Raw genomic sequence first — 26,641 nt, 5'->3', positions numbered from 1 at the left:
GCGTCCTGGAGGCCGCGCGCGGCATCGAGATCGGCCACATCTTCCAGCTCGGCCAGAAGTACACCGACTCCTTCGAGGTCGACGTGCTCGGCGAGAACGGTAAGCCGGTGCGCCTGACCATGGGCTCTTACGGTCTCGGCGTCTCCCGCATGATGGCCGTCATCGCCGAGCAGATGCACGACGACAAGGGCCTGCGCTGGCCCCAGGTTGTCGCGCCCTACGACGTGCACGTGGTCATCGCCAATAAGGACGAGGGCGCTCGTGAGGGCGCCGAACAGATTGTGGCGGAACTGAACTCGCAGGGTCTCGAGGTGCTCTTCGACGACCGCAAGGCCTCCCCGGGCGTCAAGTTCAAGGACGCCGAGCTGCTCGGCATGCCCCTCGTGGTCGTCATCGGCCGCGGCTGGGCCGAGGGCAAGCTCGAACTGCGCGACCGCTTCGCCGGCACCGCCGATGAGCTCCCGGCCGAATCGGCCGTAGCGTCCATCGTCGCCAAGGTGCGCGGCTGACCGACCTGCCCGATAACGAAAAAACAAGCCGCGCATCACACTCGGTGATGCGCGGCTTGTTGTCTCAGCTCAGTTGTATGCCTTGGCGACATCGTCGAGCAGGTGCTCGAGGGTGTCGTAGTTCGGCGGGTCCACCACATTGACGAGGTTGGTGTCCACCGGAACCTGGTGCTCGGCGGTGACTTTCGTGAACAGGCTCGGATTATTTGGCCGGAAGCCGTGTTCGGCCGCGAGACGTTGCAGATCCGGGTCGGTGGTCAGCAGCTTGCCGATCTGATCGCCCTTGTCGTTCAGCGGTACCACGGTGTGCTGGGACAGGACGGTCGGCTTCGGGTACATCAGCACCATGTCGGGCTTCAACTGGCCGTGGACGGCGGCGTCCACGTACTGGGCTTCGTAGACCCAGGCCATCGGCACCGGGCCCATCCCATTGGCCAGGTAGTCCTTGAACGGTCCGTCACTGCTGGACTCGGTGTAGCCCTGGCGGGTGAACAGGCGCGAAATGCGGGACACCGCATAGTCTTCGGCCTTGGTCCCGCGCACGATGGTGTTGTCATTGGCGACGTAGGCGGTCACCGCCAGGTACATCGCGGCGGAGTTGGAAGTCCGCGGGTCGGTGGTGGCCACCAGCACGTTTTTGCGGACCGGATAGGCGGTGTTACCTGCCAGCTGATCCCACTGCGTGCCCTGCTCGGCGAGGGCGAGATACTTCTCGACGTCGAATGTTGTTGTCGCGCCGGGCTGTACGATGCCGGTCTGGGTCAGCAGGTCCGCGATCGGCTTGAAGGTGGCGATGACCATGGGGGAGGAGAACGGCGTGTACTTGCCGCTCACCCCCCGCTCGCGCTGGATTCGCTCGGCGGCCGCCGCACTCGACGGGAAGGCGAAGTCGTACTTGGCAAGATCCACCGAGGTCGCGATCTGCCGCGATCCCGCGGGATCGACCTGCACCCGCAATCCGTGTTTGGCCAGCACGTCGGCGACCTTCGGATCCTCGAAGAACGCCACCTTCTCCGAACCCACCACGCCACGCAGCATGGTCAACGGCACCGGGCCCGCGCTCACCGGCCCCGAATCCGGCTGCTGCACAGCGACAACAGCCACCACCGCGATCACCGCCAGCAGCGCACCCGCACCGATCAGCACCGTCCGGCGCGGCCGGCCGCCCAAACCTCGTGCGGCCGTGCCCAATCGGTCCAAGGTGTCGAACAGATGACGACTCGCCGAATTCGAATTGTCGCCCAATGGAATTGCTGTCGTATTTTCCGTAACCGATTGTTCGATACCGGTTTCCGTCGCAGCTGGATCCAACTCCCGCCGCGCAATTCGCTCGATCAAAATGGGAATGAAATCGCGTATCGAATGCCCGTCGAACCGTCGCCGCACCGTCCCCACCACGGCCTCGACACGTTCCTTCGAATGCGCGTCGCCGTAGTCGTCTACCAGGCGATTTGTCAGCGCGCGCAGTGCTTTTTCTTCCCGGGCAGTATCTACCGCCACAGTCTCTCCTCGACTCACATCGGAATTGATTGCGCGGCAGGATAATGCACCTGACCACGTCGGTCCGACCTTACCGGTATTCGCCGATGAGTTCGGACCGGGAGGGGTCGAGAATAATTGTCTCCGTGCCGAATCAGTCGAGCAGGCCGATTTCGAGATCGACCGCGAGCCCGAAATGATCGCTGGGCCACACCCCGCCGACCGGACTGTCGAAGGCCAGCCGAGCCGCACCCACCCGCGCATACGCCTGGGGGGTGGGCATGCGGTGCGCCGACGAAACGAATGCCCGCGCCCGGTGCGGGCAAACGTTCGAGGCTATCGGGCTGCTATCAGGCTTGACCGGGGAAGGCGACCGTCACCGGGTTGGCGCCCAGGATGGACTGCCAGGTGGCCAGTCGCATGGCGGTTTCGGTGAGAGCGTCGAGGGCGATATGCCGGATTTCGGGGGTGTCGGCGCGTTCCACCGCGGATCGCCACGCCGCCGCCGTATCCGACTCGACCGTTACCGCGAGTTTGGCGGCCGGAATCGGGTCGTCGATGACGAACGGGGTCGTATAGGCGGCGGCCGGAGCCGGGGCGTTCGCGCCGAGCGACTTCAGGGTGTCGATGGTCCCATCACGCCGGGCCCGGTGTGCCGCAGTGGATTCGGAGACGAGCTTGTCGCGGTCGTGATTGGCGTAGGCGGCAATGACGCCGTACGCGTAGACAGCGGCGTATTCGGCGCTCAACGCATCGGTGAGCGCCTGCTGGTCAGGTGTGGTCATGCGAGCAGGACCCCCGCGTGGGTGGCGCAGGACGCGCTGATGGAACCGAGCAGACCGGCACGGTAGCCGGTGAGCGTGACCGACAGATCGGCGGCGGCACGCTGGGCCTGAGTCAGGTTGGTGCGCAGCTGATTCACCGGCGGCGGCGGGACCGCGACGGTGGGGGTGACCGGTGCGACACGGCGGCTGGGTGTGGTGCCGTCGCCGTAAACGCCTATGGCGCGGTCGATTTCGGTGCGCAGCGCATCGGCATGCGCACCGCGCTGGGTGGCGATCGTCTGCAATGCGCCGGCCAGCGTGGGGTTGACGGCAATGGCGGCGGTCGCGACCGCGGCGTCGGTGCGGGCCGACAGTTCCTGTGCCAGCAGCGGATCCGGAGGCGCCGGGGTGTCGTCCTTCGCGCACGCGGTCAGCGTGCCGATGGCCGCGAAAGCGAAGGCGCCACCACCGGCGAGGCGCAGCACGGCACGGCGGTCCACGGTACGAACGGGAGGGTCGGGCGTGAGCGGAACGCCGCCTGTCTGGCGGCTCTGACTGCGGGGCACGGGTACATGGTGCCAGCCGGTGGAGCGCGCCCGCCGCGTCAGGGCCGTCCGATAGGCTGTGATCTCGATCGATATGTCGCAGGAATGGGCGCGTCGCCGCTGGACACGCCACCGTTCCGGCAGCGCCGACCATACCGAAGTCGAGAGCATCGGCTGGTCTTTTACACTCTTTCCGCGCGTTACGCTAGACCTTCGGTGCGCTAATTCGCCGAACTCTGGACAGCACCACCCCAGACGCCCGCACCACACAACTTCAACCCGTGACAACTGAACCAGGAGCCGCCCCAGATGCCGATGCCGACCGAGGAAAGGGTGAGCCAGCTCGTTGCTGGGCTCGTCGAACGCCGGGGATTCGACCTCGAGGGCGTTTCGATTTCGGCCGCCGGTACCGCGCATGCCAAGGTGACGGTGACAGTCGACAGTGACGAAGCCGCCCCACTGAACGCCGTCGCAGAGCTGAGTTCGGAAATTTCGGCGACCCTCGACGAGGCAGGCGACTTCGGCGAGACCCCGTATCTGCTGGAGGTCAGCACCCCCGGCATCGATCGACCCCTCACCGAGCTACGCCACTGGCGGCGGGCCCGCGGCCGCAAGGTGAAGGTCACTCTCCGCCCGGGCGTCGAATCCCCGGAGGAGAAGGGCAAGGCGCGCTTCGAGGCCCGCGTGGGAGCCGCCACCGAGACCGAGGTGGCGCTGGTCCTGGGCGGTAAGCGGAAGCCACACCGGGTGACGGTGCCGCTGGCCGGAATCGAGTTCGCCGTGGTCCAGGTGGAGTTCGCGCCGCCCGGCATCGCCGAACTCGAGCTAGCCGGGGGAGTCGCACCGGGCCGTCCGCGGCCGGGTGCGCAGGAGGTACCCCTGGACGAAGGCGCAGCAGCAGTACCCGAAGACGAAGCAGTATCCGATTCACCGACCGAAGGGATCGTGGAATGAACATCGAAATCGAAGCCCTGCGCGCGATAGTCGCCGACAAGGGGATCTCGATGGAGACCGTGATCTCCGCGATCGAGTCCGCCTTGATCACCGCCTATCGGCACACCGACGGCCACGAGGCGAACGCCCGCATCGACATCAACCAGAAGACCGGTGTGGTGCGCGTAATGGCCCGCGAGGTCGACGCCGACAGCAATGTCATCTCCGAATGGGACGACACCCCAGAGGGTTTCGGCCGCATCGCCGCCACCACCGCCCGCCAGGTGGTGCTGCAGCGGCTGCGTGATGCCGAGAACGAGAAGTCCTTCGGTGACTTCGCCACCCATGAGGGCGACATCGTCGGCGGTGTGATCCAGCGCGACGCCCGCATGAACGCGCGCGGCACCATCGTGGTGCGCATCGGCAGCGAGGCGAACGGCACCGAGGGCGTCATCCCGCCCGCCGAGCAGGTGCCCGGCGAAACCTACGAGCACGGCGACCGCATCAAGTGCTACGTGGTCGGCGTCTCCCGCGGCCCGCGCGGTCCGCAGATCACCCTCTCGCGCACCCACCCGAACCTGGTACGCCGCCTGTTCGCGCTCGAAGTGCCGGAAATCGCGGACGGTTCGGTGGAAATCACCGCCGTGGCCCGCGAGGCCGGACACCGCTCCAAGATCGCGGTCCGCTCCACCGTCTCCGGCGTGAACGCCAAGGGCGCCTGCATCGGCCCGATGGGTCAGCGCGTGCGCAATGTGATGAGCGAGCTGGCCGGCGAGAAGATCGACATCATCGATTACGCCGAGGATCCGGCCACCTTCGTCGGGAATGCACTGTCCCCGTCGAAAGTTGTCTCCGTCACCATCGTGGATCCCGACGCCCGCGCGGCCCGGGTCGTGGTGCCGGACTTCCAGCTCTCGCTGGCGATCGGCAAGGAGGGCCAGAATGCCCGCCTCGCAGCTCGTCTCACCGGCTGGCGTATCGATATTCGCAGCGATGCGGCCCCCGATGTGGCCGGGTCGGTGCGCTCCGAAGCCCATCGGAGCTGAGGCACCGGGCCCACACCGGGGTTGATCTTGTAGCACGAATCGGCCCCGGTAGGTCCCGAGATTTGTGAAACAGACCTCTCGGATGACAGCTTGGTAACTTCCCAGGGGTACGGATGCGGAGATCGGGACATGACAGCGGTAGAGTGGACGAAGGCTCAGCGCGAGTCTCCGGCTTCTTTGCGCGCTGGACGGGAGCAATCAAGATCAGCACCCGTGCGGACCTGCATCGGATGCCGGAAACAAGTGCTAGCCGCTGAACTATTGCGGATCGTGGCGCAGGAGACTGCGGTCGTTCCCGATCCGAGGCGTAGACTGCCCGGAAGGGGTGCCTGGTTGCACCCCTCTTCGGCTTGTCTGAGCCAAGCAGTTCGGCGCCGAGCATTCGGCAGAGCACTACGAGTGTCCGGACATCTGGATATCTCAGCCCTGGAGCATTACGTAGAGAACAGGCACGAGCACTCATGAGCACACCGTGAAGCACCAACGATGATCGACCATCGGAATTAATCTGGGGTCGTGCGGGCCTCCCTTCCCAAAAGGGTTGTCGCGCTCGACCTCTCAGTGAGGAGAGCAGTGGCAGGCAAGGCCCGCGTGCACGAGTTGGCTAAAGAACTCGGTGTCACGAGCAAGGAACTACTCGCAAGGCTCAAGGAGCAGGGCGAGTTCGTAAAGTCCGCGTCGTCGACGGTGGAAGCACCCGTCGCACGTCGCCTGCGGGAGTCCGTCGCCCCGAAGAGCACCCCGGCGAACGGCGCCGCAAAGCCGGCCGCCGGTAAGCCCGGCGACCAGGCCCCGCGTCCGGCTGCCAAGCCGGCCCCCGGCGCAACCTCGGGACCGCGTCCCGGTGCGCCCCGTCCGTCCGCGCCGGCTCCGGCCGCGGCCGCACCAGTAGCACCGAAGGCTCCGGCCGCGGCCGAGCAGGTCGCCCCGGCGGCCGCCGTCGAGGCCTCCGGCCCGCGTCCCGGTGCGCCCCGTCCGGCTGCTCCGGCTCCCAAGCCGGCCGTCCGTGAAACCCCCGCTCCCGCAGCGGTTTCCGAGGCTCCGGCCGCGGCTGCCGCACCGCAGCAGCAGGGTCAGCGTCCGACCCCGAGCGCTCCCCGTCCGGCCCAGCCGGCTCCGGCGCCCGAGGCTCCGGCCGCGGCTGCACAGTCCGCCGCTCCGGCCCCGAGTGCTCCGCGTCCGGCCGGCCCGAAGCCGGGTCCGAAGGCCCCGCGCGTCGGCAACAACCCCTTCTCTTCCGCTCCCGAGCGTCCCGCCCCGCGTCCGGCTCCGGGTCAGGGCAATGCCCGTCCGGCCCCCGGCCAGGGTGGTCCGCGTCCGGGTCCCGGCCAGGGCGCGCGCCCGGGTCAGGGCCAGGGCGGTCAGGGTCAGGGTCAGGGTCAGGGTGGTCCGCGTCCCGGTGGCGCCGGTCGTCCGGCTCCGGGTCAGGGTGGTCCGCGTCCGGCTGCCGGTCAGGGCGGTCCCCGTCCCGGTGGCGCCGGTCGTCCGAACCCCGGCTCGATGCCTCCTCGTCCCAACCCCGGCGCTATGCCGTCGCGTGCGGCCCGTCCGGCTCCCGGTGGCGGTCGCCCCGGTGGTCCGGGTCAGGGTGGTCCGCGTCCCGGTGGTGGCGCCGGTCGTCCGGCCGGTGCCGGCGGTCCGTACCGCGGTGGCCAGGGCGGTGCTCCGGGTGCCGGTGCAGGTGCTCCGGGTGCCGGTGGCGCAGCCGCGGGTGGTTTCCGCGGTCGTCCCGGCGGTGGCGGCGGTGGCCGTCCCGGTTCCGGTGGTGGTCGTGGCGGTGCCGCGGGTGCCTTCGGTCGTCCGGGTGGCGCGGTCCGCAAGGGTCGTAAGTCGAAGCGGGCGAAGCGCGCCGAGTACGAGAGCATGCAGGCTCCGGCCGTCGGCGGCGTGCGTCTGCCCCGCGGCAACGGCGAGGTCATTCGTCTCGCCCGTGGCGCGTCGCTGTCCGACTTCGCCGACAAGATCAACGCCAACCCGGCCTCGCTGGTCCAGGCGCTGTTCAACCTCGGTGAGATGGTCACCGCTACCCAGTCGGTGAACGAGGAGACCCTCGAGCTGCTGGGTTCGGAGATGAACTACGTCGTGCACGTGGTTTCCCCGGAGGACGAGGACCGCGAGCTGCTCGCCAACTTCGACCTCACCTACGGCGAGGACGAGGGCGACGAGGACGATCTGCAGTTCCGTCCGCCGGTCGTGACCGTCATGGGCCACGTCGATCACGGTAAGACCCGACTGCTGGACACCATCCGCCAGGCGAACGTCCGTGAGGGCGAAGCCGGCGGTATTACCCAGCACATCGGCGCCTACCAGGTGCTGACGCATGTCAACCAGCTCGATCGACTGATCACCTTCATCGATACACCGGGCCACGAGGCGTTCACCGCCATGCGTGCCCGTGGTGCGAAGGCCACCGATATCGCGATCCTCGTGGTCGCGGCCGACGACGGCGTCATGCCGCAGACGGTGGAGGCCATCAACCACGCGCAGGCCGCTGATGTGCCGATCGTGGTGGCGATCAACAAGATCGATAAGGAAGGCGCGAATCCGCAGAAGATTCGCCAGCAGCTGACCGAATACGGTCTGGTCGCCGAGGAGTACGGCGGCGAGACCATGTTCGTCGACATCTCGGCGAAGCAGGGCACCAATATCGAGCAGCTGCTCGAGGCGGTCGTCCTCACCGCGGATGCCACCTTGGATCTGCGGGCGAACCCGGACATGGACGCGCAGGGTGTGGCCATCGAAGCCCACCTGGACCGTGGACGTGGCCCGGTGGCCACCGTCCTGATCCAGCGCGGCACGCTGCGCGTCGGTGACTCGATCGTGGCGGGCGACGCCTACGGCCGAGTGCGCCGCATGGTCGACGAGCACGGCGAAGACGTCGTGGCGGCGCTGCCGTCGCGGCCCGTCCAGGTCATCGGTTTCACCTCGGTGCCCGGCGCCGGCGACAACCTCCTCGTTGTCGAGGAAGACCGCATCGCTCGCCAGATCGCGGACCGTCGTAATGCGCGTAAGCGCAATGCGCTGGCCGCACGCAGCCGCAAGCGCATCTCCCTGGAAGATCTGGATGCCGCTCTGAAGGAGACTTCGGAGCTGAACCTGATCCTCAAGGGCGACAACTCCGGTACCGTCGAGGCCCTCGAAGAGGCGCTGCTCGGTATCGATGTCGGCGAAGAGGTGCGTCTGCGCGTCATCGACCGCGGTGTCGGTGGCGTCACCGAGACCAACGTCAACCTGGCGTCGGCGTCGAACGCGATCATCATCGGGTTCAACGTCCGGGCCGAGGGCAAGGCGACCGAACTGGCGAACCGCGAAGGCGTGGACATTCGCTACTACTCGGTCATCTACCAGGCGATCGACGAGATCGAGAAGGCCCTCAAGGGTCTGCTCAAGCCGATCTACGAAGAGGTCGAGCTGGGTCGGGCGGAAATTCGCGCGATCTTCCGTTCGTCCAAGGTCGGCAATATCGCCGGTTGCTGGGTTACCTCAGGGTCGGTCAAGCGCAATGCCAAGGCGCGCCTGCTGCGTGACAACGTTGTTGTCGCCGAGACGGTCACCATTTCCTCGCTTCGGCGTGAGAAGGATGACGCCTCCGAGGTCCGCGAGGGCTTCGAATGCGGTATGACGCTCACCTACAACGACATTCGTGAAGGTGACATCGTCGAGGCTTACGAGCTTCGCGAAAAGCCGCGCGACTAGGTAGTGCGACAACCTGCCGGGCCCGGAGCAATCCGGCCCGGCAGGGTTGTGTACCAACAGATTCCGATGCGTTCGTGCGCACGCCGTGGAGCGCGTCGGCCATTCTAGGTAAGTGCGTGCGCATTACATGACTGAAAAACTGTTTGTTGGAGCGCTCGAGTTCGACATACTTCTCGGCGACGTACATTCGCTGAAGGAGAAGCGCTCCGTCATCCGCCCGATCATTGCCGAACTGATCAAGTTCGGTGTGAGCGCCGCAGAAGGCGGCGATCACGATTTGCATCGGCGTACATTGCTGGGCGTCGCGATGGTCAGTGTGGGAATGGACCATTTGACCCAGGTGCTGGACAAGTGTGAACGACACGTGGCAGCACGCCCGGAGTTACAGTTGCTGGCGGTACGCCGCCGCGTCTTCGGACCCGAAGACTGAATCTAACCAGTGAGGAGGGCACAGCCATGGTGGATCAAGCCAGGGCACGCCGACTCGCCAAGCGGATCTCCGCGATCGTGGCAACCGCGATCGAGTCCGAGATCAAGGATCCGCGACTGCGGTTCGTCACCATCACCGATTGCAAGGTGACGGGTGATCTGCGAGAGGCCACGATCTTTTACACGGTGCGGGGCGAAACGCTCGACACCGAACCCGATTACATCGAAGCGGCGTCCGGTCTGGAGAAGGCCAAGGGCATTATCCGCTCCAAGGTCGGCGCCGGTACCGGCGTGAAATTCACGCCCACCTTGGCGTTCAAGCTCGACGTCGTCCCGACCGTGGCGAAGGAGATGGAGGAGTTGCTGGCCAGGGCCCGCGATTCCGACGCTCGTGTCGCACAGTTCGCGGCGAATGCGACCCACGCCGGCGACGTCGATCCGTACAAGGTCGACGACGAAAAAGACGAAGACTGACCTGCGGGTCTTTGCATGGGCAGAGACTGCGGGGGAGGAGACCGCCGGTGACTGAACCGGTCGATCTGGCCGCGGCGGTGTCGGTACTCGACACCGCCCGGTCGGTCACGGTGCTTTGCCATGTCCAGCCCGATGCCGACACCCTAGGCAGCGGGCTGGCTCTGGCCCAGGTGCTGCGCCGGCGGGGAGTGCCGGTGCAGGTCTCCTTCGCCGAGCCGTCGGACCTACCGGTATCCATGCGCGGGCTGCCCGGCACCGAATTGCTGGTGCCGGCGAACAAGGTCGCGCGCGAGGTGGACGTGCTGGTCGCGGTGGACTGCGGCAGCGCCGGTCGGCTGGGAGCGCTCGCGGACCGCCTCGGCGGCGCCCGCATCAGCCTGGTGCTGGACCATCACCGCTCCAACACCCGCTTCGGTGCGGTAAACGTCATCGACGAAAATGCCGAATCCACAGCAGGTTTGGTCGCCCGGGTGCTGGAAGCCTGGGGTGAACCGATCGACAGCGATATCGCGCATTGCCTCTTTGCCGGTCTGGTCACCGACACCGGCTCGTTCAAATGGGCCCGGCCCGGTTCCCACGCTCTCGCCGAGCGCCTTCTGGCCACCGGTATAGACGGCGCCGGGATCACCCGGACCCTCATGGACACCCACCCCTTCGCCTGGCTGCCCATGCTGTCGCGCGTGCTCGCCTCGGCGCAGCTCGATCGCGCCGCCGCGAACGGTGCGGGCCTGGTCTACGTATTCGTCCGCCGCGAGGACACCGTCGGCGTGCGTTCGGAAGAGGTCGAGAGCATTATCGATCTCATTCGCACCACCTCGGAGGCCCAGGTGGCGGCCGTATTCAAGGAAACCCGCAGCACCTCGGGGCAGTGGACGGTCTCACTGCGCTCGCACGACTGCGCCGACGGCTCGCTGGGAATAGATGTCGCCCGCGTCGCAGGAGCTTTGGGAGGTGGCGGCCACCGCTACGCCGCCGGCTACTCCACCGCAGGCACCCCCGCCGAGCTCATCGAGAACCTCACCCGAGAGCTCACTCAACCCTGAATTCGACTGTGGCCCAGGCGATCACCCCGCCTGACCCATCGGGCACCCCACCCGCCAGGCTCGCTGCCTCCTGAATTTCGCTGTGGCCCAGGCGATCACCCCGCCCGACCCATCGGGCACCCCACCCGCCAGGCTCGCTGCCTCCTGAATTTCGCTGCGGCCCGGGCGATCACCCCGCCGAACCGAAACCCACCAGTTCCGCGGACTGCTCCTCTACGCATAATGCCAGTGTCGCGCCGGGCGCGACCATAAGTTGCGTGTGGTCGCCGCAGGCGACCGGCCGAGCTGCTCCGAGGACGGCCGTCTGCGATGGTGCGCCCGATTGCGCCCTGCTTCGTGCCATCGCACAGCCCGTTTCGGTTTCGTGCAGCGCGTATCCGGACTGTTTGATCGAGAGCCGCGTTGTGCGATACGCGCGAAGGCGTGTCGCACGCGATATGCGCCGAACGCGGCTGACTTCGCGGGAGCGGTCCAGGCGGCTCGAGCCGCCTGGCGTTGATCTGTCTCGCGCGGTCGATGGTGGTGTTTGCGGCTGTGTCGCGGGTGGGTGTTCGTCGACGGCAGTACGTGACACTGCCGTCGACGATCGGGCCGAGGGTCAGTCGTCGAGGCCGTAAACGGTTGCGCCCTTGGCGGATTCGACCCGGTAGCCGAAGGTGATGGTGGTCTCGGCCTGTGGGGCCAGGTCGGTCTTCCACGTGATGACGCCGAGTTCATCGCGGTCGGCGGGCTGGGGCTTCGTGGTGGTTTCGCGGACGGTGATGGCGGCGTCGCGAGAGACGGGCAGCCGGTCCAGGACGGTTACCGTGGCTGGGCGGGTGCCGTGGTTGCTGATGGTGATCGCGTATTCCACCTCGGTGCGGCGGGCCGATCCCAGTGTGGCCTTGGTTGCGTTGCGGCGCAGCAGGTCTCGTTCGACACGGATGCGGTCGTCGACGCCGAGGGCGAGTTCGCGCTCCTCGCCCGGCGCCCAGGGTTCGAGGTCGGTGGCTCCGACGTATTCGCTGTCGTGGAACAGGGCTGCGCGGCCGGCGGGGAGTGTGTGTTCGGAGGTATTGCGGGCCGTTGCCCGCAGTACGGCCTCCAGCGACTGTACCGGGGCTGTCACATGATCGAGTTGAGCTTCGAGATCGAGGGCCGTGATGACGGTGCGGTGCGCCGTGCCGTCGGACGGTACCGCGACGGTGCGCTGCGGCGTGTAGGTCGCGGCGGTGACGCCCTGTTCGACGGTCGCGATCGACTCCCGCATCGGGGCGGCCATGGCTGCGACGGGAACCGCACTGCCGGGCGCTCCGGCGAAGCTCGGCATATCGGCGTCCACGGTGTCGTACTGCATGCTGCGCATCTTGCGGGCAACCGGCGGCATGGGCGGCGCCGCGCTGATGAACCACGGATTCAATTCGGGGACGTCCAGCGCCTGCGCCGGGCGGGCGGTGGACAGCTGCAAACGACATTCGGGCCAGTCCTCGCCGGTGTGCTGCCGGACCAGTCCGAACCAGCGCAGCGTCAGCCCCGCCTCGCCGAGGCGCAGATCGTAGGTGCTGTACCAGTTCGCGCCGGGCACCACGTAGGACACCTCGAGGTCCACTGTCACCGGCTGCGCGGCGTCCACGGTGATTACCGCGATCTGTATGTCGGTCCGGTTCTTCCCGCGCAGATCCGCCAGCTGTCGCTCCAGCGCCTGGTGCTCACGAATGTGGTCCTGCCGCAGCCGTTCCCGTTCGCGCCGGGCGGCATGGATGGCTCCGTACTGCGCTTCGAGACTGTCAGCGAATTCGATGACGCGCTCCTCGTCGGCCTTCGCCAGCCGCTCGGCCGACTGCTGGGCGAGCCGTTTCAGGAAGGCGATACGAGCTTCCGCGGCGCGGTCGGCATCGCCGAGTTCGGTCATCGCGCCGTCGAGTTCGCGCATTCGGGCGAGCAACTCCGCTACCTGATCGTCACTGGTCGCCGCCTGCCGCTCGGTGACGATATCGACGCCGAGCACAGTCACGTCACCCTGGCCGGCAACTCGGATCGAGTCGTGCAGCAGGCCCGTGGGCAGCGGCGCTACTCGCATCCGGTGCTCGCCCGCCACCAGATTCGCTTTGCCGGACCGGGTAACCCGCGCCCGGTCCGGGTACACGGTGACCGCGGTGATGGCAGTTTCGAGAGGGATCATGCGCCCAGCCTGCCTCGAGTGCCCGTTCCGGTGCAGGTCTTTTCTCGACCGTGGTGTCGGTCAGCGCTGTAGGGCGCGGGCGAACATGGGCCAGGAGTCGTGCAGGTCCTGTTGCCAATAGCCCCAGGAGTGGGTTCCGACGGGGCGGAGGTTGAAAGTGGCTGGGATGCCCAGGTTCTGGAGGCGGTCCCGCAGTGCCAGGGCGCACTGATCGGTAATCGCTTCGAGGACGGCGCCGCTGGTGAGCTGGCCGATGAGCTTGGTGGCATTACCGGTGATTCCCGGGGCGTCGAGAGTATCGAGGGGTCCGGGAAATCCGGTGCCGTTGGAGACGTAGATCTGCGTGCCGCGCAGCCGGTCGGCGTGCAGGTAGGGGTCATTGGCGAGCCAGGCCGGATCGTCGGGCGGGCCCCACATATCGGCGGGATCGCCGTGCCAGCGCAGGACCACCGCATCGACGAACAGACGGCCGACCGGGTCGCTGGTGCGGGCGCAGCCGCTGTAGGAGCCGACGGCGCGGTACAGGCCGGGGGCGTCGAGCGCGAGCTGGAAGACCGAGGTGCCTGCCATGGAGATGCCCGCGATGGCGTGCGCACCGGTGCCGTTCAGCGCCGAGTCGATAATGGACGGCAGTTCGCGCGTGAGGAAGGTGCTCCAGCGCAGCCGGCCCAGCGCGGGGTCGTCGGTGCGCCAATCGGTGTAGTAGCTGCCACTGCCACCCATGGGCGTGACCACAGTGACCTGCTTGTCGTGGAAGAAATCGACGATATCGGTCTGGTCCGGCCAGCTGCTGGCATCCGACCCGCCGGCGGCGCCGTTGAGTAGGTAGAGGGTGGGAGCGGGAGCCGAACCATCCGGTGCGCGAAGCACTTTCAGCGTGATGTCGGTGTCCATGGCGGTCGAGTACACGCGCATATCGAGCATGCCGCGCGGGTCCTCGGTCACCGCGGTCAAGTGGGAACCGTCCGGCGCGGGGTGCGCGGCCGCAAGCGCCGTGGCCGTCGTGGTGGGTTCCGCACGTGCTGGACTCGCGACGCACAGCCAGGGCAGGGCGAGGGTGAGTGCGAGCGATACAAGTGGGCCTACTGCTTTCACCCGAGACCTCCGATTGCCTTGAGTGGAGCGGTCGGCTGGTGACGTTAGGGCGGAAGTAAAGCCGCGACAATGCATGTCGCGACACTTTGGGACACCGTCCGGTCGGCGGCGTACCGGCTTGGGAATGATCACAGACTTTCGGCGCGGCGCTGGTCACGGGGCCGCAGAGTGCCGTTCACTCGAAAACCTGTTACTGCCGGACACGTCTTCCCGGCGGAGACACGTGGTTCTCAGCTGTAGGAATCGAGGGTCATCATGGTCGCATTCGGTTTGTTCGACGACTGGCATCCCGAGCCGGGCCGGCTCACCACCTGGACCGCATCGCCGCAATCGCGGGCGGCGGTGCGGCGGGCGCCCGCGCATGACGTGGGGCCGTCGTATCAGCAGGAGGCGTATCTGCGGGCAACGCACCGCAATACTGGTGCGGCGTTGCGTATTTCGCGAATATGCATGATCTCTTTCGACATTCCTGGAGTGCCGGACCAGCGGGCCATGACCGCGACGGTGAATGCCTTCCTGCGCCGGCACGACACCTTTCACAGTTGGTTCGTGCTGGAGCAGGGTGAGTGGTTCATACGGCATGTGGCGGATCCGGCGGATATCGACTTCACGCCGAGCGCCTATGGGGTGTTCACCGATCTCGGTGCGCTGCGCGAACGGGTGCAGGCCGAGACGCCGGGCCCTTCGGAATGGGATTGCTTCTCCTTCGGCATTATCGAGCGGCCCGGATCGTTCACCGTGTACGCGGCAGTCGATCATCTGCACACCGATGGTGTGGCACAGGCACTCTCGTGCGTGGAACTGCTGCTGCTCTACGGCACCGAATTGTCCGGTGGCGCACTGGCTTTGCGGCCGGTCGACGGTCATATCGGCTACTGCGCTCGGGAGCGCCGTCTCAACGGGCAGCTGACCCTGGAGTCCGCCTCGGTCGGCCGGTGGGTGGATCTGCTGCAGCGCAATGACGGTCAGGTGCCGCACTTCCCGCTCGACCTGGGCGGGGCCGATGGATACACCCGGGGTGCGCAGCTCACCATTCCGCTGCTGAACGAGACCGACATGGTGCACTTCGAGCAGGTGTGCGTGGAGCACGGCGGGCGGTTCTTCGGCGGATTGTTCGCGGCGGTCGCGCTCGTGGAATACGAATTGACCGGCAAGGAAAGCTATTTCGGGCTCACCCCGGCCAATACCCGATTCCTGCCGGGGGAGATGGACTCGGTGGGCTGGTACACCAACCTCATTCCGGTGGTGGTCCAGGTGGAGTCCGGGGACACCTTCATCGCGCTGGTTGCGGCGGCGCAGGAGGCGACCGAGCGCGCGAAGGATCTCACGGATGTCTCGCTGCACCGGGTGCTGGAGCTGGTCACGCCCGACCTCGGTATTCGGACCCGGCCCGGCTTCTCGGCGCCCATGGTGTCCTACGTCGATGTCCGGAAAATGGCTGGTGCGGACATGTTCGACGCCATCAAGGGCGGGCTGTACGGCAGCGATGCCAGCTCCGGCGAGGTCTTCCTCTGGGTCAATCGGATGAACGATGTGACCACCCTGACTCTGCTGTTCCCGGACACCCCGCAGGCGCATGCCTCGGTCGACCGGTATGTGCGGAAACTGGTCACCATCGTCACGACGGTGGCCGCCGACGGGGACTATGCGGTCCGGGTTGCGGCACTGTCATGACCGTCCGGGAGTCGGACCGGACCGGTGACCCAGGAGCTGCGGCAAGGTCTCCCGGTGCGTGGATTGCCTTGTCGGCCTGCTTGATCGCGGTCTTCATGCAGATGCTGGATCTGACCATCGTGCACACCGCAATGCCCGCGCTGGCCCGGGATCTCGGGGCGAGTTCGTCGGCCGAATTGCTGATCGTGAGCGCTTACGGGCTGGTTTTCGCCTGTATGTTGCCGACCGCCGCCCGGATCGGTGATCTGTTCGGGCGGCATATCGTGTTCCCGGCCGCGCTGGCCGCCTTCGGTGCTGCCTCGGTATGGTGCGGAATCGCCTCTGGTCCAGCGGAATTGGTGCTGGCCCGGGGTGTGGCAGGGATAGCCGCCGCAATGGCATCCGCCCAGACCATCGCCATCATCACCGGGGCATTTCCGGAGCGGGCGCGTGCCACTGCCTTCGGCCTCTACGGCGCGGTCGCCGGGCTCGCGGGCATGGCCGGTCCGATGCTCGGCGGTGCGCTGGTGGACGCCGATCCGCTGGGGCTGGGCTGGAGGGCGGTGTTCCTGATCAATGTCCCACTCGCGGGTGTGGCTGTGGCACTGGCGAACCGGCATCCGCAGGCTGCGCGCGGGGTGATCGACCCCGGTGGGCTGGTGCGGCGGCTCGATGGTGATCGCCGTCGCCGCGGTTTTCCTGCTCCCGTTGCCCGCATCATCACTGCGCGAGTCCGCGGATACGCAGCGCGCCATATCGACTCGTATGCGCCTGTTCGGTGTCAGCGGCTGGGAGGAATTGGTTACCGCCGTGGATGCGGCGGCACGTGGCTTGGATCCCGACACGAGTTCGCATGTGGTCGTCATCGCTCAGAACTATTGGCAGGCAGCGGCTCTCGATGAGCTGGGTGTGGCTCTCCCGCCGGTGTACAGCGCGAACAGAGGGTTCGCCTACTTCGGAATGCCGCCGGTGACCGCGACCACCGTGCTCTATGTCGGTTCCAACGCAGCGGAAACCACACTGCGCCAGACATTTTCCGAGGTTCGGCTGTTATCCCGGTTGAATGCCCCGCTGGGTTTTCCGGGCATCACAAAGCACGTCGTCATCTGGCGCTGTGACCATCCGCTCCGCCCCTGGTCCGACATCTGGCCGGGCTGGCACACCACTATTCTCGATTCGGGTGAAGGGATAGATCCATGACCTACCGCAGCGTCTCCGCCGAAGTCACCTGGTTCCAGCGGGATTGGTCGATACCGGAGCTGATCGAGCGCAAGGCCGGGCGCACCGTCTCGGTAGTCCTGCCGGCGCTGAACGAACAGGCCACCATTGCCGGAGTCCTCGGATCCATCCGGGGTCTGGTGGGAACGCTGGTGGACGAGCTCATCGTCGTCGACTCCGGTTCCACCGATTACACCGTTCGTATTGCCGAAGCCGCCGGTGCCACAGCGGTTTACACCCGCGAACAGGCAATGCCGAGCATCACACCGGTGCCGGGGAAGGGTGAGGTGCTGTGGCGGTCGCTGGCCGTGACCACCGGCGATCTGATCGTCTTCATCGACTCCGACCTGCTGGCGCCGAGCCCGCACTTCGTTCCGGCCCTGCTGGCCCCGCTGCTCTTCGAGGCAGACATCGAACTGGTGAAGGGTTATTACCGCCGCCCCCTCGCCTCCGACCTGTCGGGCGATGCGGACGGCGGCGGACGAGTCACCCAGTTGGTGGCCCGCCCGCTACTCGCCGCGCTGGCTCCCGAACTCGGCGAGGTGCTGCAACCGCTCGGCGGTGAATACGCCGCGACGCGAAAGCTGTTGACCGGCATCCCTTTCGCACCCGGCTACGGCGTCGAGATCGGCATTCTCATCGACGCCTGGCAGCGCTACGGGGCGCAGGCCATTGCCCAGGTCGATCTGGGCACCCGCATTCATCGCAACCGCCCCACCCATGAACTGGCCGTCATGAGCCGTCAGCTCATCGCCACCCTGCTCGATCGGCTCGGCATCCACGATTCGGGTATCGGCCTGGCGCTGTATCGGCCCGACGGCCCGTCCTGGCGGCGGACGGTCAGCCCGGTGTCGGTCGCGGATCGGCCACCCATGGCGAGTCTGTACGCCGTCGAAGGAGGAGTCCCGTGAAACAGCAGTACAGCGTCCTGCGGCCCACGGGCACGCACTCCTGGGGCTACTGGCAGGAGGATCTGCACCGTTCCAGAAACCGGCGGCCGCCACAGCGCCGGAGGGCATATCGGTCGGCGCTGTGTGCGATGGTGATCGGATGAGCGGTGTCGGCGAGCAGGGTGGGGATGACCCAGCGGAGGCCCTCGCCGATGTCGTGACGGCGTCGGCGCGGTCAGGGCTCGGCGGGGATCCAGCGGCCGCCGGGCCGGGGCGGATTCTCGGGATCGCCGTGCCGACCCTCGGGGTATTGATCGCCGAGCCGATCTATCTGCTGTTCGATATGGCGGTGGTGGGCCGATTGGGAGCGCTGGCGCTGGCTGGACTGGCTGTCGGCGGATTGATTCTGGCGCAGGTCAGTACACAATTGACGTTTCTGAGTTACGGGACGACGTCACGGGCTTCGCGACGGCACGGGGCGGGGGATGAGCGCGGCGCGATCGGCGAAGGGGTGCAGGCGAGTTGGATTGCCGCCGGCGTGGGATTGGCGATTGTCGCTGTGCTGCAGGTGTTTGCGGGGCCGGTGACACGGGCCATCGCGGGTGGTAGCGAAATCGCCTCGGGTGCGGCGTCCTGGTTGCGGATAGCGCTGTTCGGAGTGCCGTTGATCCTGCTGTCGATGGCGGGCAACGGCTGGATGCGCGGGGTGCAGCAGACTCGGCGGCCACTGTTGTATGTGGTTGCGGGGCTGGCGCTTTCGGGCGTGCTGTGCCCGGTGCTGGTACACGGGCTGCTCGGCGCGCCACGCCTGAAATTGGAGGGCTCCGCGGTGGCCAACCTGGCGGGGCAGGTGGTGACCGCCGTGTTGTTCGTACTTGCGCTCCGGCGGTCCAAAGTGCCGCTGGCACCGCACATCGCGATCATGAAGGCGCAATTGGTGCTGGGGCGGGACTTGATCGCGCGCAGTCTGTCTTTTCAGGCGTGCTTCGTCTCGGCAGCGGCGGTGGCATCCCGATTCGGGGCGCCCTCGGTGGCCGCGCACCAATTGGTGCTGCAGCTCTGGAATTTCCTCGCCCTGACCCTGGATTCGCTGGCCATTGCCGCGCAGACCCTGGTGGGCGCAGCCCTGGGGGCCGGAAACGCGCGGGGTGCACAGGGTTTGGCGCGGCGTATTACCGGCTGGTCCACGGTGTTCGCAGTGGTGCTGGCCGTGGCCTTCGCGGCCGGTTACTCGGTCATACCGAATCTGTTCACCACTGACCCGTCAGTGCTGGACCGGACCCACGTGGTGTGGTGGTTCTTCGTGGGCATCATTCCGATTGCCGGGGTGGTATTCGCACTGGACGGCGTCCTGCTCGGTGCGGGCGACGCCGCCTTCCTGCGCAATGCCACCCTCGGATCGGCACTGCTCGGCTTCCTACCGGCCATCTGGCTATCCCTGGTCTACGACTGGGGCATTGCCGGAATCTGGACGGGGTTGGTCGCTTTCATGGTGCTGCGACTGGTCGCGGTGTCATGGCGAGCGCTCTCCGGCCGCTGGGCCCGGGTCGGCGCGGATGTGCCGGGGCGACTGGCCTGAGTCCCGGGTCAGCGCCCCTTCTTGGCGGCGCGCAGGAGATCCCGGTTGAGGCGTCCGATCACGTCCTGGGGGATCTCCTTCGGGCAGGCGACCGTGCACTCGCCGGTATTGGTGCAGCCGCCGAATCCCAGTTCGTCGTGGGTCTCCAGCATGTCGACCACGCGGGAGTACCGCTCCGGCTGCCCCTGCGGCAGGAGGCCGAGGTGGGTGATCTTGGCGGCGGTGAACAGCATCGCCGAACCATTGGGGCAGGCGGCCACGCAGGCGCCGCAACCGATGCATTCGGCCGCCTGGAAGGCGAAGTCGGCGTCGGGTTTGGGCACGGGCACCGAGTGGGCTTCGGGCGCGGCGCCGGTCGGCGCGGTGATGTAGCCGCCCGCCTGGATGATCTTGTCGAAGGCCGTGCGATCGACGACCAAATCCTTGACGACGGGAAAAGCCTTGGCCCGCCACGGTTCGACGGTAATAGTGTCGCCGTCGGCGAACTTCCGCATGTGCAACTGGCAGGTGGTCGTCGCCTTTTCCGGGCCGTGCGGGGTTCCGTCGATGACGAGCGAGCACATGCCGCAGATGCCCTCGCGGCAGTCGTGGTCGAAGGCGATGGGCTCCTCGCCCTCGCCGACGAGACGCTCGTTGAGGACATCGAGCATCTCCAGAAACGAAGCGTCGGAGGAGATCTCGACCTGGTAGTCAACCAGCCTGCCCTCGTCCCGAGAACCCCGCTGCCGCCAGATGCGCAGTGTGAGCTTCATGTGTGACACCCCTTATTACTTGTAGGACCGGGTGGTCGGGTGGACGTACTCGAAATTCAGCGCTTCCCGGTGGAGGGTCGGTGGCTCGCCCGCGCTGTTCCACTCCCACGCGGCGACATAGGAGAAGTTCTGGTCGTCGCGCCTGGCCTCGCCGTCCTCGGTCCGGGACTCGGCGCGGAAATGGCCGCCCGCGGATTCGGTGCGATGCAGCGCGTCGATCACCATGAGCTCGGCCAGTTCGAGGAAATCGGCCACCCGGCCCGCACGCTCCAGCGACTGATTGAGATCCTCGCCCGAGCCCGGCACATTGACCCGCTCCCAGAACTCCACGCGCAGAGCGGGAATGAGGTCGAGTGCCTTGCGCAGCCCCTCCTCGTTCCGCTCCATACCGCAGTACTCCCACATGATGTGGCCGAGTTCGCGATGAAAGGAATCGACCGTACGGTCACCGTTGATCGACAGCAGTCTGCCGATCATCGAGGTGACCCGGTTCTCGGCCTCCGCGACCGCCGTATCGGGAACGTCCCCGGCGAGGCTGCGGGCAAGGTAGTCACCGATAGTGGTGGGAAGCACGAAGTACCCGTCGGCCAGGCCCTGCATGAGCGCCGACGCGCCGAGCCGGTTGGCGCCGTGATCGGAGAAGTTGGCCTCGCCGATCACGAACAGACCGGGGATGGTCGACCGGAGGTCGTAGTCGACCCACAGGCCGCCCATCGTGTAGTGCACGGCGGGATAAATTCGCATGGGCCGCTCGTACGGGTTCTCGCCCGTGATCCGCTCGTACATCGTGAAGAGGTTGCCGTACTTGGCTTTTACCGCGTCCAGGCCGAGCCGCCCGATCGCGTCGGCGAAGTCGAGGTAGACGCCGAGCCCGCCGGGACCCACACCGCGCCCCTCGTCGCAAACGTTCTTGGCCGCCCGGGAAGCGATGTCGCGCGGGACCAGATTGCCGAATGCCGGGTAGATGCGCTCCAGGTAGTAGTCGCGCTCGTCCTCCGGGATATCGCCGGGCTCGCGGTGGTCGCCGGCCTGCTCCGGCACCCACACCCGGCCGTCGTTGCGCAGCGACTCCGACATGAGGGTCAGCTTCGATTGGTGCTGGCCCGAAACCGGGATGCAGGTCGGGTGGATCTGGGTGAAGCACGGATTGGCGAAGTACGCGCCGTGCTTGTGCGCACGCCAGGAGGCCGTGACATTCGAGCCCATGGCGTTGGTCGACAGGAAGTAGACGTTGCTGTATCCGCCGGAGGCCAGCACCACCGCATCGGCGGTATAGGACTTGATCTCGCCGGTGATGAGGTCTCGTACCACCACACCCCGTGCCACCCCGTCGGCCATGATCAGGTCGAGCATCTCGTGCCGGGCGTGCAGTTCGACATTGCCCGTGTCGACCTGGCGCATCAGGGCCTGATAGGCGCCCAGCAGCAGCTGTTGCCCTGTCTGGCCGCGGGCGTAGAAGGTGCGGGAAACCTGTGTGCCACCGAAGGATCGGTTGTCGAGCAGGCCGCCGTACTCCCGGGCGAACGGAACACCCTGTGCCACACACTGATCGATGATCTGCGTGGAGATCTCGGCCAGGCGGTGCACATTCGACTCGCGGGAACGGTAGTCGCCGCCCTTGACCGTGTCGTAGAACAGGCGGTGCACGCTGTCGCCGTCATTGCGGTAGTTCTTGGCGGCGTTGATGCCGCCCTGTGCGGCGATCGAGTGGGCGCGGCGCGGGGAGTCCTGGAAGCAGAACTGGATGACGTGGTACCCCTGCTCGCCCAGCGTGGCGCCGGCCGCGCCACCTGCCAGGCCGGTGCCGATGACGATGATCTTCTTCTTCCGCTTGTTCGCGGGGTTGACCAGCCGGGCCTCGAATTTGCGGGTGGTCCAGCGGTCGGCGATCGGTCCGGCCGGGGCGGTGCTGTCGGCGATCGGATCGCCGCTGTTGTAGAAACTGTCGACTGTGTCGATTGTTCGCTCGCTCATGACTACTTCACCCATCCGAATGTGACGGCGATCGGGACTGCCAGGAATCCGACGACCAGGACCGTCGAGACGACGGCCGCGAGCAGGTCGTAGCGGGCGTAACTGCGGTTGCTCGCCAAGCCCAGTGTTTGGAAGGCGCTGCGAATGCCGTGCCGCAGGTGCAAGCCCACCAGGACCACGGCGACGACGTAGAACAGCGTGATGTACCAGCGCGACGGTTCGAAGTCGGCGACAACCTTGGCATGCGGAGTCGAGTTGCCGCCCTTGGGGTTTACCGCCCCGAAGGTCAGGTCGAGCAGATGCCACACGAGGAAAAGCAGGATGATGACGCCGCCGTACCGCATGGTGTGAACGGCGTAACCCTGGGCGTGCGACTTCTTCTTGACCGCGTACTGGACGGGCCTGGCGCGCCGCGCCGTGCGGGCGAGGGAGACCGCCGACCACATGTGCAGGATCACGCTCGCGGTGAGCACGATCTCCATTCCGGTCAGCAGCCAGCGGTGGGGCAGCGCGGGCTCGCCCAGCGTGCGCAGCCACCCGGCGTAGTGATCGAAGTCCGAATCACCCAGAAAGATCTTGAGGTTCCCGGCCATGTGCGCGAGCAGGAACAGCATGAGGACGGCGCCGGTCACCGCCATGACGGCTTTCTTGCCGACCGTCGAGCGGTACAGCGCGGGTATTGCGATAGCCACCTGCGGAAAATATGTCCGGGCTGCTCAGCAGGTCCAAGTCCGCAGCGATCTGGTGTCGATGGCCGCCGTCTATGGAGCAAGCTGCGGGCGTAATTACTACGGACCGTAGGGGTTTCGTGGCGTGAGGCCTTTCACACCCGGAAGGCGCCGCGGCGCGATCGCCGACTCCGGAATCGAAGGCTGGAAGTCCGTGGTCCTAGGCTGTCGAACGTGCAGTTGCAGCAGTTGTCGTACTTCCTGGCCGTGGCGACGACCAGGCACTTCACGTACGCGGCCGAGACGCTGGGAGTCGCGCAGCCTTCGCTGTCCAAGCAGATCCGGGCACTGGAGACCGAGCTCGGCGCTCCGCTGTTCAGCCGGGCCAGAGGGAACATCACCCTGACCCCGGCTGGTGAAGCGCTGCTCCCACTTGCCAATCGAATCCTCGCCGATGTGGACACCGCGCGGCTCGAGGTACAGGAACTCGCCGGATTGCGGCGCGGCCGAGTCAGGCTGGGGGCCACCCCGTCGCTCTGCTCCGGACTGCTGGCAGACACCCTGAGGCGCTTCCACGACGCCTATCCGGGGATCCGGCTGCTCGTGGAAGAGGGCGGCTCGCGCGATCTGGTGCGGGAACTGACCAGGGGAGCACTCGACCTGGCCCTGGTGATCCTGCCGCTCGCCGACGACACACCGCTGGTTACCAGCCCGCTGCTGCGGGAGAACCTGGTCGTCGCCTCGCGAGTCGATGATGCGTCGCTGCCGAACCGGCCCCACCTGCACATCACGGATCTGCGGGACCGGCCGCTGGTGATGTTCCGGGCCGGATACGACCTGCGCGAGGCGACGATCGCGGCCTGCCGGCACGCCGGATTCGAACCCCGTTTCGCGGTCGAGGGCGGGGAGATGGACGCGGTCCTGCGGTTCGTGGAGGTGGGCCTCGGAGTGGCCGTCGTCCCGAGCATGGTGCTGGCGGGGCGGCCCGGGCTGCGCGGCACTCCGCTAATGCTGGACGGCGGCCGCGGTGCGCCCAGCCTGCACCGTACGGTCGCGGTGGCGCACCGCAAGGATGTCGCTCCGACCCACGCCGCCAACGCTTTTCGCGAGACGCTGGAGAGTTTCCTCATCGAGGCGGACGCCGACGGCAGTCTCCCGGCGGGGGTCGGATTGCTGGTGTCCTAACCCTTTTCCGCCGCCCGCTTTTCGAGGTTGGCGGCGACCTCGGCCTGCCAGTTCTGATTGGCGTGTGTGGTGTCGACCTCGAATTCGAAGCGGGCCGTCATATCCGGGGTGATGTCGGCGACGTCGACATAGAACTGCTCGTACCAGCGGCGGTGCTGGTAGACCGGTCCGTCCTCCTGGGTGAGCAGCGGATTGTCGATGCGGGTCTTGTGCTTCCAGATCTCGACATCCTGCAGGAAACCGACGCCGAAGCTCTTGCCGAACGATCTGGCCAGCTTCTGCGATTTCTCCGGCGGCAGGCCCTCGATGCGCTGCACGCTGACGCCCCACTGCAGCATGAACGAATTGTGCGTGACCGGGTAGTGGCAGTTGATCAGCGCCACCTCCACGGTATTGTCGCCGAAGTCGTTGTGCAGGTAGTTGATCATGTACGACGGCCCGAAATATGAAGCCTCCGAACGCAACAGCTGCATCTCGGTCGAATAGTTCGAGGCCGTATGCATATCCGGCCGCCCCTTCGAATGCAGGAACTGAGTGGCCACATGCCCCTCGAACACATTCTTGAAGAACACCGGATAGGCGAAGTGGATATAGAAGAAGTGCGCCATATCGACGTTGTTGTCGATGATTTCGCGGCAGTGCGCGCCCTCGATGAGCAGTGAGTTCCAGCTCCAGTCGCTCCACAGTTCGGTACCCATGCCCTCGATGTGCGGGATGGCGACCTCGGGCTGCGGGGGATTGCCCTCCGGATCGTTCCAGACGAGGAACTGGCCGTTTTCCTCGCAGGTGGTCCAGGCGCGGGTTTTGGCCAGCGGCGGCACCCGGCGCGCGTAAGGGATTGCGGCGCACTTGCCGTCGGCGCGCCAGCGCCAATCGTGGAACGGGCAGGCGATATTGTCGCCCTTGATGCTCCCGTAGCTCAGATCCGCGCCCATGTGCCGGCAGTAGCCGTCGAGCGCGTGCAGGGCCCCGGTGCTGTCCGCCCAGATCACCAGCTTGGTGCCGAAGGCGCTGATGGAGTGCGGTTCTCCGTCCCGGAAGTTCTCGGCAAGGCCGAGACAGTGCCAGCCGCGCGCGAACCGCGTCATCGGCTGGCCGACATCGATGGTGCGAATATCCTGTGTCACTTTCGTCCTCCGCGATTGATGATCGGGGCCATCACATCGGGCATGAGTCGATTGAGCCCGATAATGATCCGGTTGTAGGCCGGAAAGGTGATGAACTGCTTGTTCTTCGAGACGCCGTGCAGGATGGCGTCGGCGGCGTCGACCGGTGTCACCTTGGCGAACGGCAGCTTGTCGATCGAGGCCCGGTAGTTGTAGCCGGGGAGATTGACCGCATTGTCGAAGATGCCGGTGTCGACCACGCCGGGCAGGACGGCGCTGACGCGAATGCCGTGCTCGGCGGCCTCGGCGCGCAGCGAGGTGCTCAGTCCGACAACGGCATGCTTGGTGGTGGCATAGGCGGTGGACCGCGCGACGGGCAGCACGCCCGCGCTGCTGGCGGTGTTCACAATGTGCCCGCTGCCCTGTTTGCGCATGACCGCGTAGGCGAGCTGGCTGCCGTGGATGACACCCCAGAGGTTCACGCCGACGATCCGGTCCCACGCGGCTTCGGTCATCTCCTCGAAGTCACCGCCGACCACCATGCCCGCATTATTGAAAATCAGGTCGAGCGTGCCTCTTTCGCCGACGGCGCGATCGATCACGGCGGTTATGGCGGACCGGTCGGAGACATCGGTGACCATGGTCGTGAGCCGGTCGCTGGTTGCCAGCCGGTCGAGCCCGGCGGCATCGCGATCGGCGGCGTACACGGTGGCGCCCCGCTCCAGGAGTCGTGTCACGAGAGCACGGCCGATTCCGGAGGCGGCGCCCGTGACGATCGCGGTCGCGGAGGAATAGGTCATGCGCCGAGATTAAGCACCGGTGCTTAATTTCTGCAAGCAATTGCTTAAAGGTTTCTGGCCGCCCTGGCCCGCAGCGGTCAGTCCTGTTCGCTCGGCAGGTGGCGGCGGACGATTACCCGGGCGGGCCGCACCGATCGGTCGGCAACGGTCAGGCCGGGTTCGATCACCGCGTCGACGGTGCGGTCGGCGGCCGGGTCCGCGGTAGCGGTGACATCGGCGGCCTCCATCGTCAGCGCATCGAAAGCGCCGCCCGGTGCGGGACTGACGATCCGTCCGCCGCGGCCGATCAGCAGTCGTTCGACGCGGGAGCCGAAGGTCTCGAAAGCCATTCGCTCGGTGCCGGACCCGGCGGTGCCCGCCAGCGCCTGCGCATCGCCGTACAGGGCGAACAGCTCGACCACCAGGGGCAGGTCCGCGCCCAGGCGTTCCCGCTGCGCACGGGCCCTGGCCTCGTCGGTGAGTCGCTCCAGGATGGCGGCCTGGCGTGCGATCACGCGGGTCAGATCGTCGATGCGTTCGGCCAGCGGACGGATGCTGCCGTCGGCGCCGGGTTCGGTTGCGGCATCAGGGTTCCCGGTGGCTGCGGCGGGTTCGGTCATGCCCCGAACCTTAATCCCGGGTGTCGATGGTGACTGCTACGAT

Annotated in this window: 27 protein-coding genes; 15 read left to right on the top strand and 12 right to left on the bottom strand. The window is 66.7% G+C overall.

Annotated elements, in window-relative coordinates:
* Positions 1-509, top strand: a 509-nt coding sequence (locus tag JWN03_RS02835; RefSeq protein ID WP_297609217.1) for a His/Gly/Thr/Pro-type tRNA ligase C-terminal domain-containing protein, incomplete at its 5' end; no start/stop codon positions are given.
* A gap of 69 nt (positions 510-578) precedes the next feature.
* Here the strand turns inward: JWN03_RS02835 and JWN03_RS02830 are convergent.
* From JWN03_RS02830 to JWN03_RS02815, 4 genes are all read right to left on the bottom strand, one after another.
* Positions 579-2,009 (bottom strand): three-helix bundle dimerization domain-containing protein, encoded by a 1,431-nt coding sequence (locus JWN03_RS02830; protein ID WP_297609214.1) that lies wholly within the window; start codon positions 2,007-2,009, stop codon positions 579-581.
* Positions 2,010-2,142: 133 nt separating this feature from the next.
* Entirely contained in the window at positions 2,143-2,271 is a 129-nt protein-coding gene (locus JWN03_RS02825; protein WP_297609212.1) for a hypothetical protein, read from the bottom strand.
* 67 nt (positions 2,272-2,338) lie between these two features.
* Positions 2,339-2,773 (bottom strand): ferritin-like domain-containing protein, encoded by a 435-nt coding sequence (locus JWN03_RS02820; RefSeq protein WP_297609210.1) that lies wholly within the window; start codon positions 2,771-2,773, stop codon positions 2,339-2,341.
* Entirely contained in the window at positions 2,770-3,252 is a 483-nt protein-coding gene (locus tag JWN03_RS02815; RefSeq protein ID WP_297609207.1) for a hypothetical protein, read from the bottom strand. The genes JWN03_RS02820 and JWN03_RS02815 overlap by 4 nt, the downstream gene beginning before the upstream one ends.
* Positions 3,253-3,606: 354 nt before the next feature.
* Between JWN03_RS02815 and rimP the strand changes: the two genes are divergently transcribed.
* From rimP to JWN03_RS02780, 7 genes are all read left to right on the top strand, one after another.
* On the top strand, positions 3,607-4,251 hold the full coding sequence (rimP, locus tag JWN03_RS02810; protein WP_297609204.1) for a ribosome maturation factor RimP: 645 nt from the start codon (positions 3,607-3,609) through the stop codon (positions 4,249-4,251).
* Positions 4,248-5,276 carry a transcription termination factor NusA gene (gene nusA / locus JWN03_RS02805; protein ID WP_297609201.1) on the top strand — a complete coding sequence of 343 codons (1,029 nt, stop codon included), beginning with the start codon at positions 4,248-4,250 and terminating at the stop codon, positions 5,274-5,276. The genes rimP and nusA overlap by 4 nt, the downstream gene beginning before the upstream one ends.
* A 129-nt stretch (positions 5,277-5,405) precedes the next feature.
* Positions 5,406-5,741: a YlxR family protein gene (locus JWN03_RS02800; protein WP_297609198.1), complete on the top strand. Its 336-nt coding sequence runs from the start codon at positions 5,406-5,408 to the stop codon at positions 5,739-5,741.
* Between the two features lie 108 nt (positions 5,742-5,849).
* Positions 5,850-8,972: a translation initiation factor IF-2 gene (gene infB / locus JWN03_RS02795; RefSeq protein WP_297609195.1), complete on the top strand. Its 3,123-nt coding sequence runs from the start codon at positions 5,850-5,852 to the stop codon at positions 8,970-8,972.
* A 139-nt stretch (positions 8,973-9,111) separates the two neighbouring features.
* Positions 9,112-9,402 (top strand): DUF503 domain-containing protein, encoded by a 291-nt coding sequence (locus JWN03_RS02790; protein ID WP_297609229.1) that lies wholly within the window; start codon positions 9,112-9,114, stop codon positions 9,400-9,402.
* Between the two features lie 26 nt (positions 9,403-9,428).
* Positions 9,429-9,875 (top strand): 30S ribosome-binding factor RbfA, encoded by a 447-nt coding sequence (gene rbfA, locus JWN03_RS02785; protein ID WP_297609192.1) that lies wholly within the window; start codon positions 9,429-9,431, stop codon positions 9,873-9,875.
* 47 nt (positions 9,876-9,922) lie between these two features.
* Entirely contained in the window at positions 9,923-10,918 is a 996-nt protein-coding gene (locus JWN03_RS02780) for a DHH family phosphoesterase (RefSeq protein WP_297609189.1), read from the top strand.
* Between the two features lie 598 nt (positions 10,919-11,516).
* On the opposite strand, the gene JWN03_RS02775 is transcribed toward JWN03_RS02780, so the two are convergent.
* Together JWN03_RS02775 and JWN03_RS02770 are read right to left on the bottom strand one after the other, a co-directional pair.
* Entirely contained in the window at positions 11,517-13,079 is a 1,563-nt protein-coding gene (locus JWN03_RS02775) for a mucoidy inhibitor MuiA family protein (RefSeq protein ID WP_297609186.1), read from the bottom strand.
* Positions 13,080-13,139: 60 nt separating this feature from the next.
* Complete coding sequence (locus JWN03_RS02770; protein WP_297609183.1) at positions 13,140-14,174, bottom strand: alpha/beta hydrolase; 1,035 nt, start codon at positions 14,172-14,174, stop codon at positions 13,140-13,142.
* 255 nt (positions 14,175-14,429) lie between these two features.
* Here JWN03_RS02770 and JWN03_RS02765 point away from each other — a divergent pair, with 255 nt between their 5' ends.
* From JWN03_RS02765 to JWN03_RS02740, 6 genes are read left to right on the top strand one after another with little or no spacing between them, the layout of a single operon-like run.
* Positions 14,430-15,848: a condensation domain-containing protein gene (locus tag JWN03_RS02765; RefSeq protein WP_297609180.1), complete on the top strand. Its 1,419-nt coding sequence runs from the start codon at positions 14,430-14,432 to the stop codon at positions 15,846-15,848.
* Positions 15,845-16,729, top strand: coding sequence for an MFS transporter (locus JWN03_RS02760; RefSeq protein WP_297609177.1), 885 nt, complete (start codon positions 15,845-15,847; stop codon positions 16,727-16,729). The genes JWN03_RS02765 and JWN03_RS02760 overlap by 4 nt, the downstream gene beginning before the upstream one ends.
* The gene (locus tag JWN03_RS02755) at positions 16,683-17,027 is read left to right on the top strand and encodes a hypothetical protein (protein WP_297609174.1); all 345 of its coding nucleotides are present in this window, start codon (positions 16,683-16,685) and stop codon (positions 17,025-17,027) included. The genes JWN03_RS02760 and JWN03_RS02755 overlap by 47 nt, the downstream gene beginning before the upstream one ends.
* Entirely contained in the window at positions 17,024-17,956 is a 933-nt protein-coding gene (locus JWN03_RS02750) for a glucosyl-3-phosphoglycerate synthase (RefSeq protein ID WP_297609171.1), read from the top strand. Before JWN03_RS02755 ends, JWN03_RS02750 begins: the two co-directional genes overlap by 4 nt.
* A complete protein-coding gene (locus tag JWN03_RS02745) occupies positions 17,953-18,099 on the top strand; it encodes a hypothetical protein (RefSeq protein WP_297609169.1) in 147 nt (48 codons plus the stop codon). Before JWN03_RS02750 ends, JWN03_RS02745 begins: the two co-directional genes overlap by 4 nt.
* Complete coding sequence (locus JWN03_RS02740) at positions 18,096-19,514, top strand: MATE family efflux transporter (protein ID WP_297609167.1); 1,419 nt, start codon at positions 18,096-18,098, stop codon at positions 19,512-19,514. The genes JWN03_RS02745 and JWN03_RS02740 overlap by 4 nt, the downstream gene beginning before the upstream one ends.
* Positions 19,515-19,522: 8 nt before the next feature.
* Here the strand turns inward: JWN03_RS02740 and JWN03_RS02735 are convergent, their stop codons facing one another.
* The 3 genes from JWN03_RS02735 to JWN03_RS02725 are packed head-to-tail and all read right to left on the bottom strand — an operon-like array spanning position 19,523 to position 22,932.
* The gene (locus JWN03_RS02735) at positions 19,523-20,266 is read right to left on the bottom strand and encodes a succinate dehydrogenase/fumarate reductase iron-sulfur subunit (RefSeq protein WP_297609165.1); all 744 of its coding nucleotides are present in this window, start codon (positions 20,264-20,266) and stop codon (positions 19,523-19,525) included.
* Positions 20,267-20,281: 15 nt separating this feature from the next.
* Positions 20,282-22,240 (bottom strand): fumarate reductase/succinate dehydrogenase flavoprotein subunit, encoded by a 1,959-nt coding sequence (locus tag JWN03_RS02730; RefSeq protein WP_297609163.1) that lies wholly within the window; start codon positions 22,238-22,240, stop codon positions 20,282-20,284.
* Between the two features lie 2 nt (positions 22,241-22,242).
* Positions 22,243-22,932 (bottom strand): succinate dehydrogenase cytochrome b subunit, encoded by a 690-nt coding sequence (locus JWN03_RS02725; protein ID WP_297609161.1) that lies wholly within the window; start codon positions 22,930-22,932, stop codon positions 22,243-22,245.
* A 210-nt stretch (positions 22,933-23,142) separates the two neighbouring features.
* Between JWN03_RS02725 and JWN03_RS02720 the strand changes: the two genes are divergently transcribed.
* Positions 23,143-24,093, top strand: a complete 951-nt coding sequence (locus JWN03_RS02720) for a LysR family transcriptional regulator (RefSeq protein ID WP_297609159.1) — start codon at positions 23,143-23,145, stop codon at positions 24,091-24,093.
* Here JWN03_RS02720 and JWN03_RS02715 read toward each other — a convergent pair.
* From JWN03_RS02715 to JWN03_RS02705, 3 genes are all read right to left on the bottom strand, one after another.
* Positions 24,090-25,181: a Rieske 2Fe-2S domain-containing protein gene (locus tag JWN03_RS02715; protein ID WP_297609227.1), complete on the bottom strand. Its 1,092-nt coding sequence runs from the start codon at positions 25,179-25,181 to the stop codon at positions 24,090-24,092. The two genes, JWN03_RS02720 and JWN03_RS02715, sit on opposite strands and share 4 nt — an antisense overlap.
* Positions 25,182-25,216: 35 nt before the next feature.
* A complete protein-coding gene (locus JWN03_RS02710; RefSeq protein ID WP_297609156.1) occupies positions 25,217-25,999 on the bottom strand; it encodes an SDR family NAD(P)-dependent oxidoreductase in 783 nt (260 codons plus the stop codon).
* Between the two features lie 77 nt (positions 26,000-26,076).
* On the bottom strand, positions 26,077-26,598 hold the full coding sequence (locus JWN03_RS02705) for a nucleotide exchange factor GrpE (protein WP_297609154.1): 522 nt from the start codon (positions 26,596-26,598) through the stop codon (positions 26,077-26,079).
* Positions 26,599-26,641 lie beyond the last annotated feature (43 nt).

This window comes from Nocardia sp. (genome assembly GCF_025465275.1).
In the GTDB taxonomy this organism is placed as follows: domain Bacteria; phylum Actinomycetota; class Actinomycetes; order Mycobacteriales; family Mycobacteriaceae; genus Nocardia.
This window is presented reverse-complemented; position numbering and strand designations above follow the sequence as displayed.

What these genes read in the sequence shown, in the direction of transcription:
- rimP (WP_297609204.1), top strand. Translation starts at nt 3,607, where the DNA reads ATGCCGATGCCGACCGAGGAAAGGGTGAGCCAGCTCGTTGCTGGGCTC.
- JWN03_RS02825 (WP_297609212.1), bottom strand. Translation starts at nt 2,271, where the DNA reads ATGCCCACCCCCCAGGCGTATGCGCGGGTGGGTGCGGCTCGGCTGGCC.
- rbfA (WP_297609192.1), top strand. Translation starts at nt 9,429, where the DNA reads ATGGTGGATCAAGCCAGGGCACGCCGACTCGCCAAGCGGATCTCCGCG.
- JWN03_RS02750 (WP_297609171.1), top strand. Translation starts at nt 17,024, where the DNA reads ATGACCTACCGCAGCGTCTCCGCCGAAGTCACCTGGTTCCAGCGGGAT.
- JWN03_RS02760 (WP_297609177.1), top strand. Translation starts at nt 15,845, where the DNA reads ATGACCGTCCGGGAGTCGGACCGGACCGGTGACCCAGGAGCTGCGGCA.
- JWN03_RS02800 (WP_297609198.1), top strand. Translation starts at nt 5,406, where the DNA reads ATGACAGCGGTAGAGTGGACGAAGGCTCAGCGCGAGTCTCCGGCTTCT.
- JWN03_RS02735 (WP_297609165.1), bottom strand. Translation starts at nt 20,266, where the DNA reads ATGAAGCTCACACTGCGCATCTGGCGGCAGCGGGGTTCTCGGGACGAG.
- JWN03_RS02775 (WP_297609186.1), bottom strand. Translation starts at nt 13,079, where the DNA reads ATGATCCCTCTCGAAACTGCCATCACCGCGGTCACCGTGTACCCGGAC.
- JWN03_RS02705 (WP_297609154.1), bottom strand. Translation starts at nt 26,598, where the DNA reads ATGACCGAACCCGCCGCAGCCACCGGGAACCCTGATGCCGCAACCGAA.
- JWN03_RS02715 (WP_297609227.1), bottom strand. Translation starts at nt 25,181, where the DNA reads ATGACGCGGTTCGCGCGCGGCTGGCACTGTCTCGGCCTTGCCGAGAAC.
- JWN03_RS02740 (WP_297609167.1), top strand. Translation starts at nt 18,096, where the DNA reads ATGAGCGGTGTCGGCGAGCAGGGTGGGGATGACCCAGCGGAGGCCCTC.
- JWN03_RS02765 (WP_297609180.1), top strand. Translation starts at nt 14,430, where the DNA reads ATGGTCGCATTCGGTTTGTTCGACGACTGGCATCCCGAGCCGGGCCGG.
- JWN03_RS02710 (WP_297609156.1), bottom strand. Translation starts at nt 25,999, where the DNA reads ATGACCTATTCCTCCGCGACCGCGATCGTCACGGGCGCCGCCTCCGGA.
- JWN03_RS02730 (WP_297609163.1), bottom strand. Translation starts at nt 22,240, where the DNA reads ATGAGCGAGCGAACAATCGACACAGTCGACAGTTTCTACAACAGCGGC.
- nusA (WP_297609201.1), top strand. Translation starts at nt 4,248, where the DNA reads ATGAACATCGAAATCGAAGCCCTGCGCGCGATAGTCGCCGACAAGGGG.
- JWN03_RS02820 (WP_297609210.1), bottom strand. Translation starts at nt 2,773, where the DNA reads ATGACCACACCTGACCAGCAGGCGCTCACCGATGCGTTGAGCGCCGAA.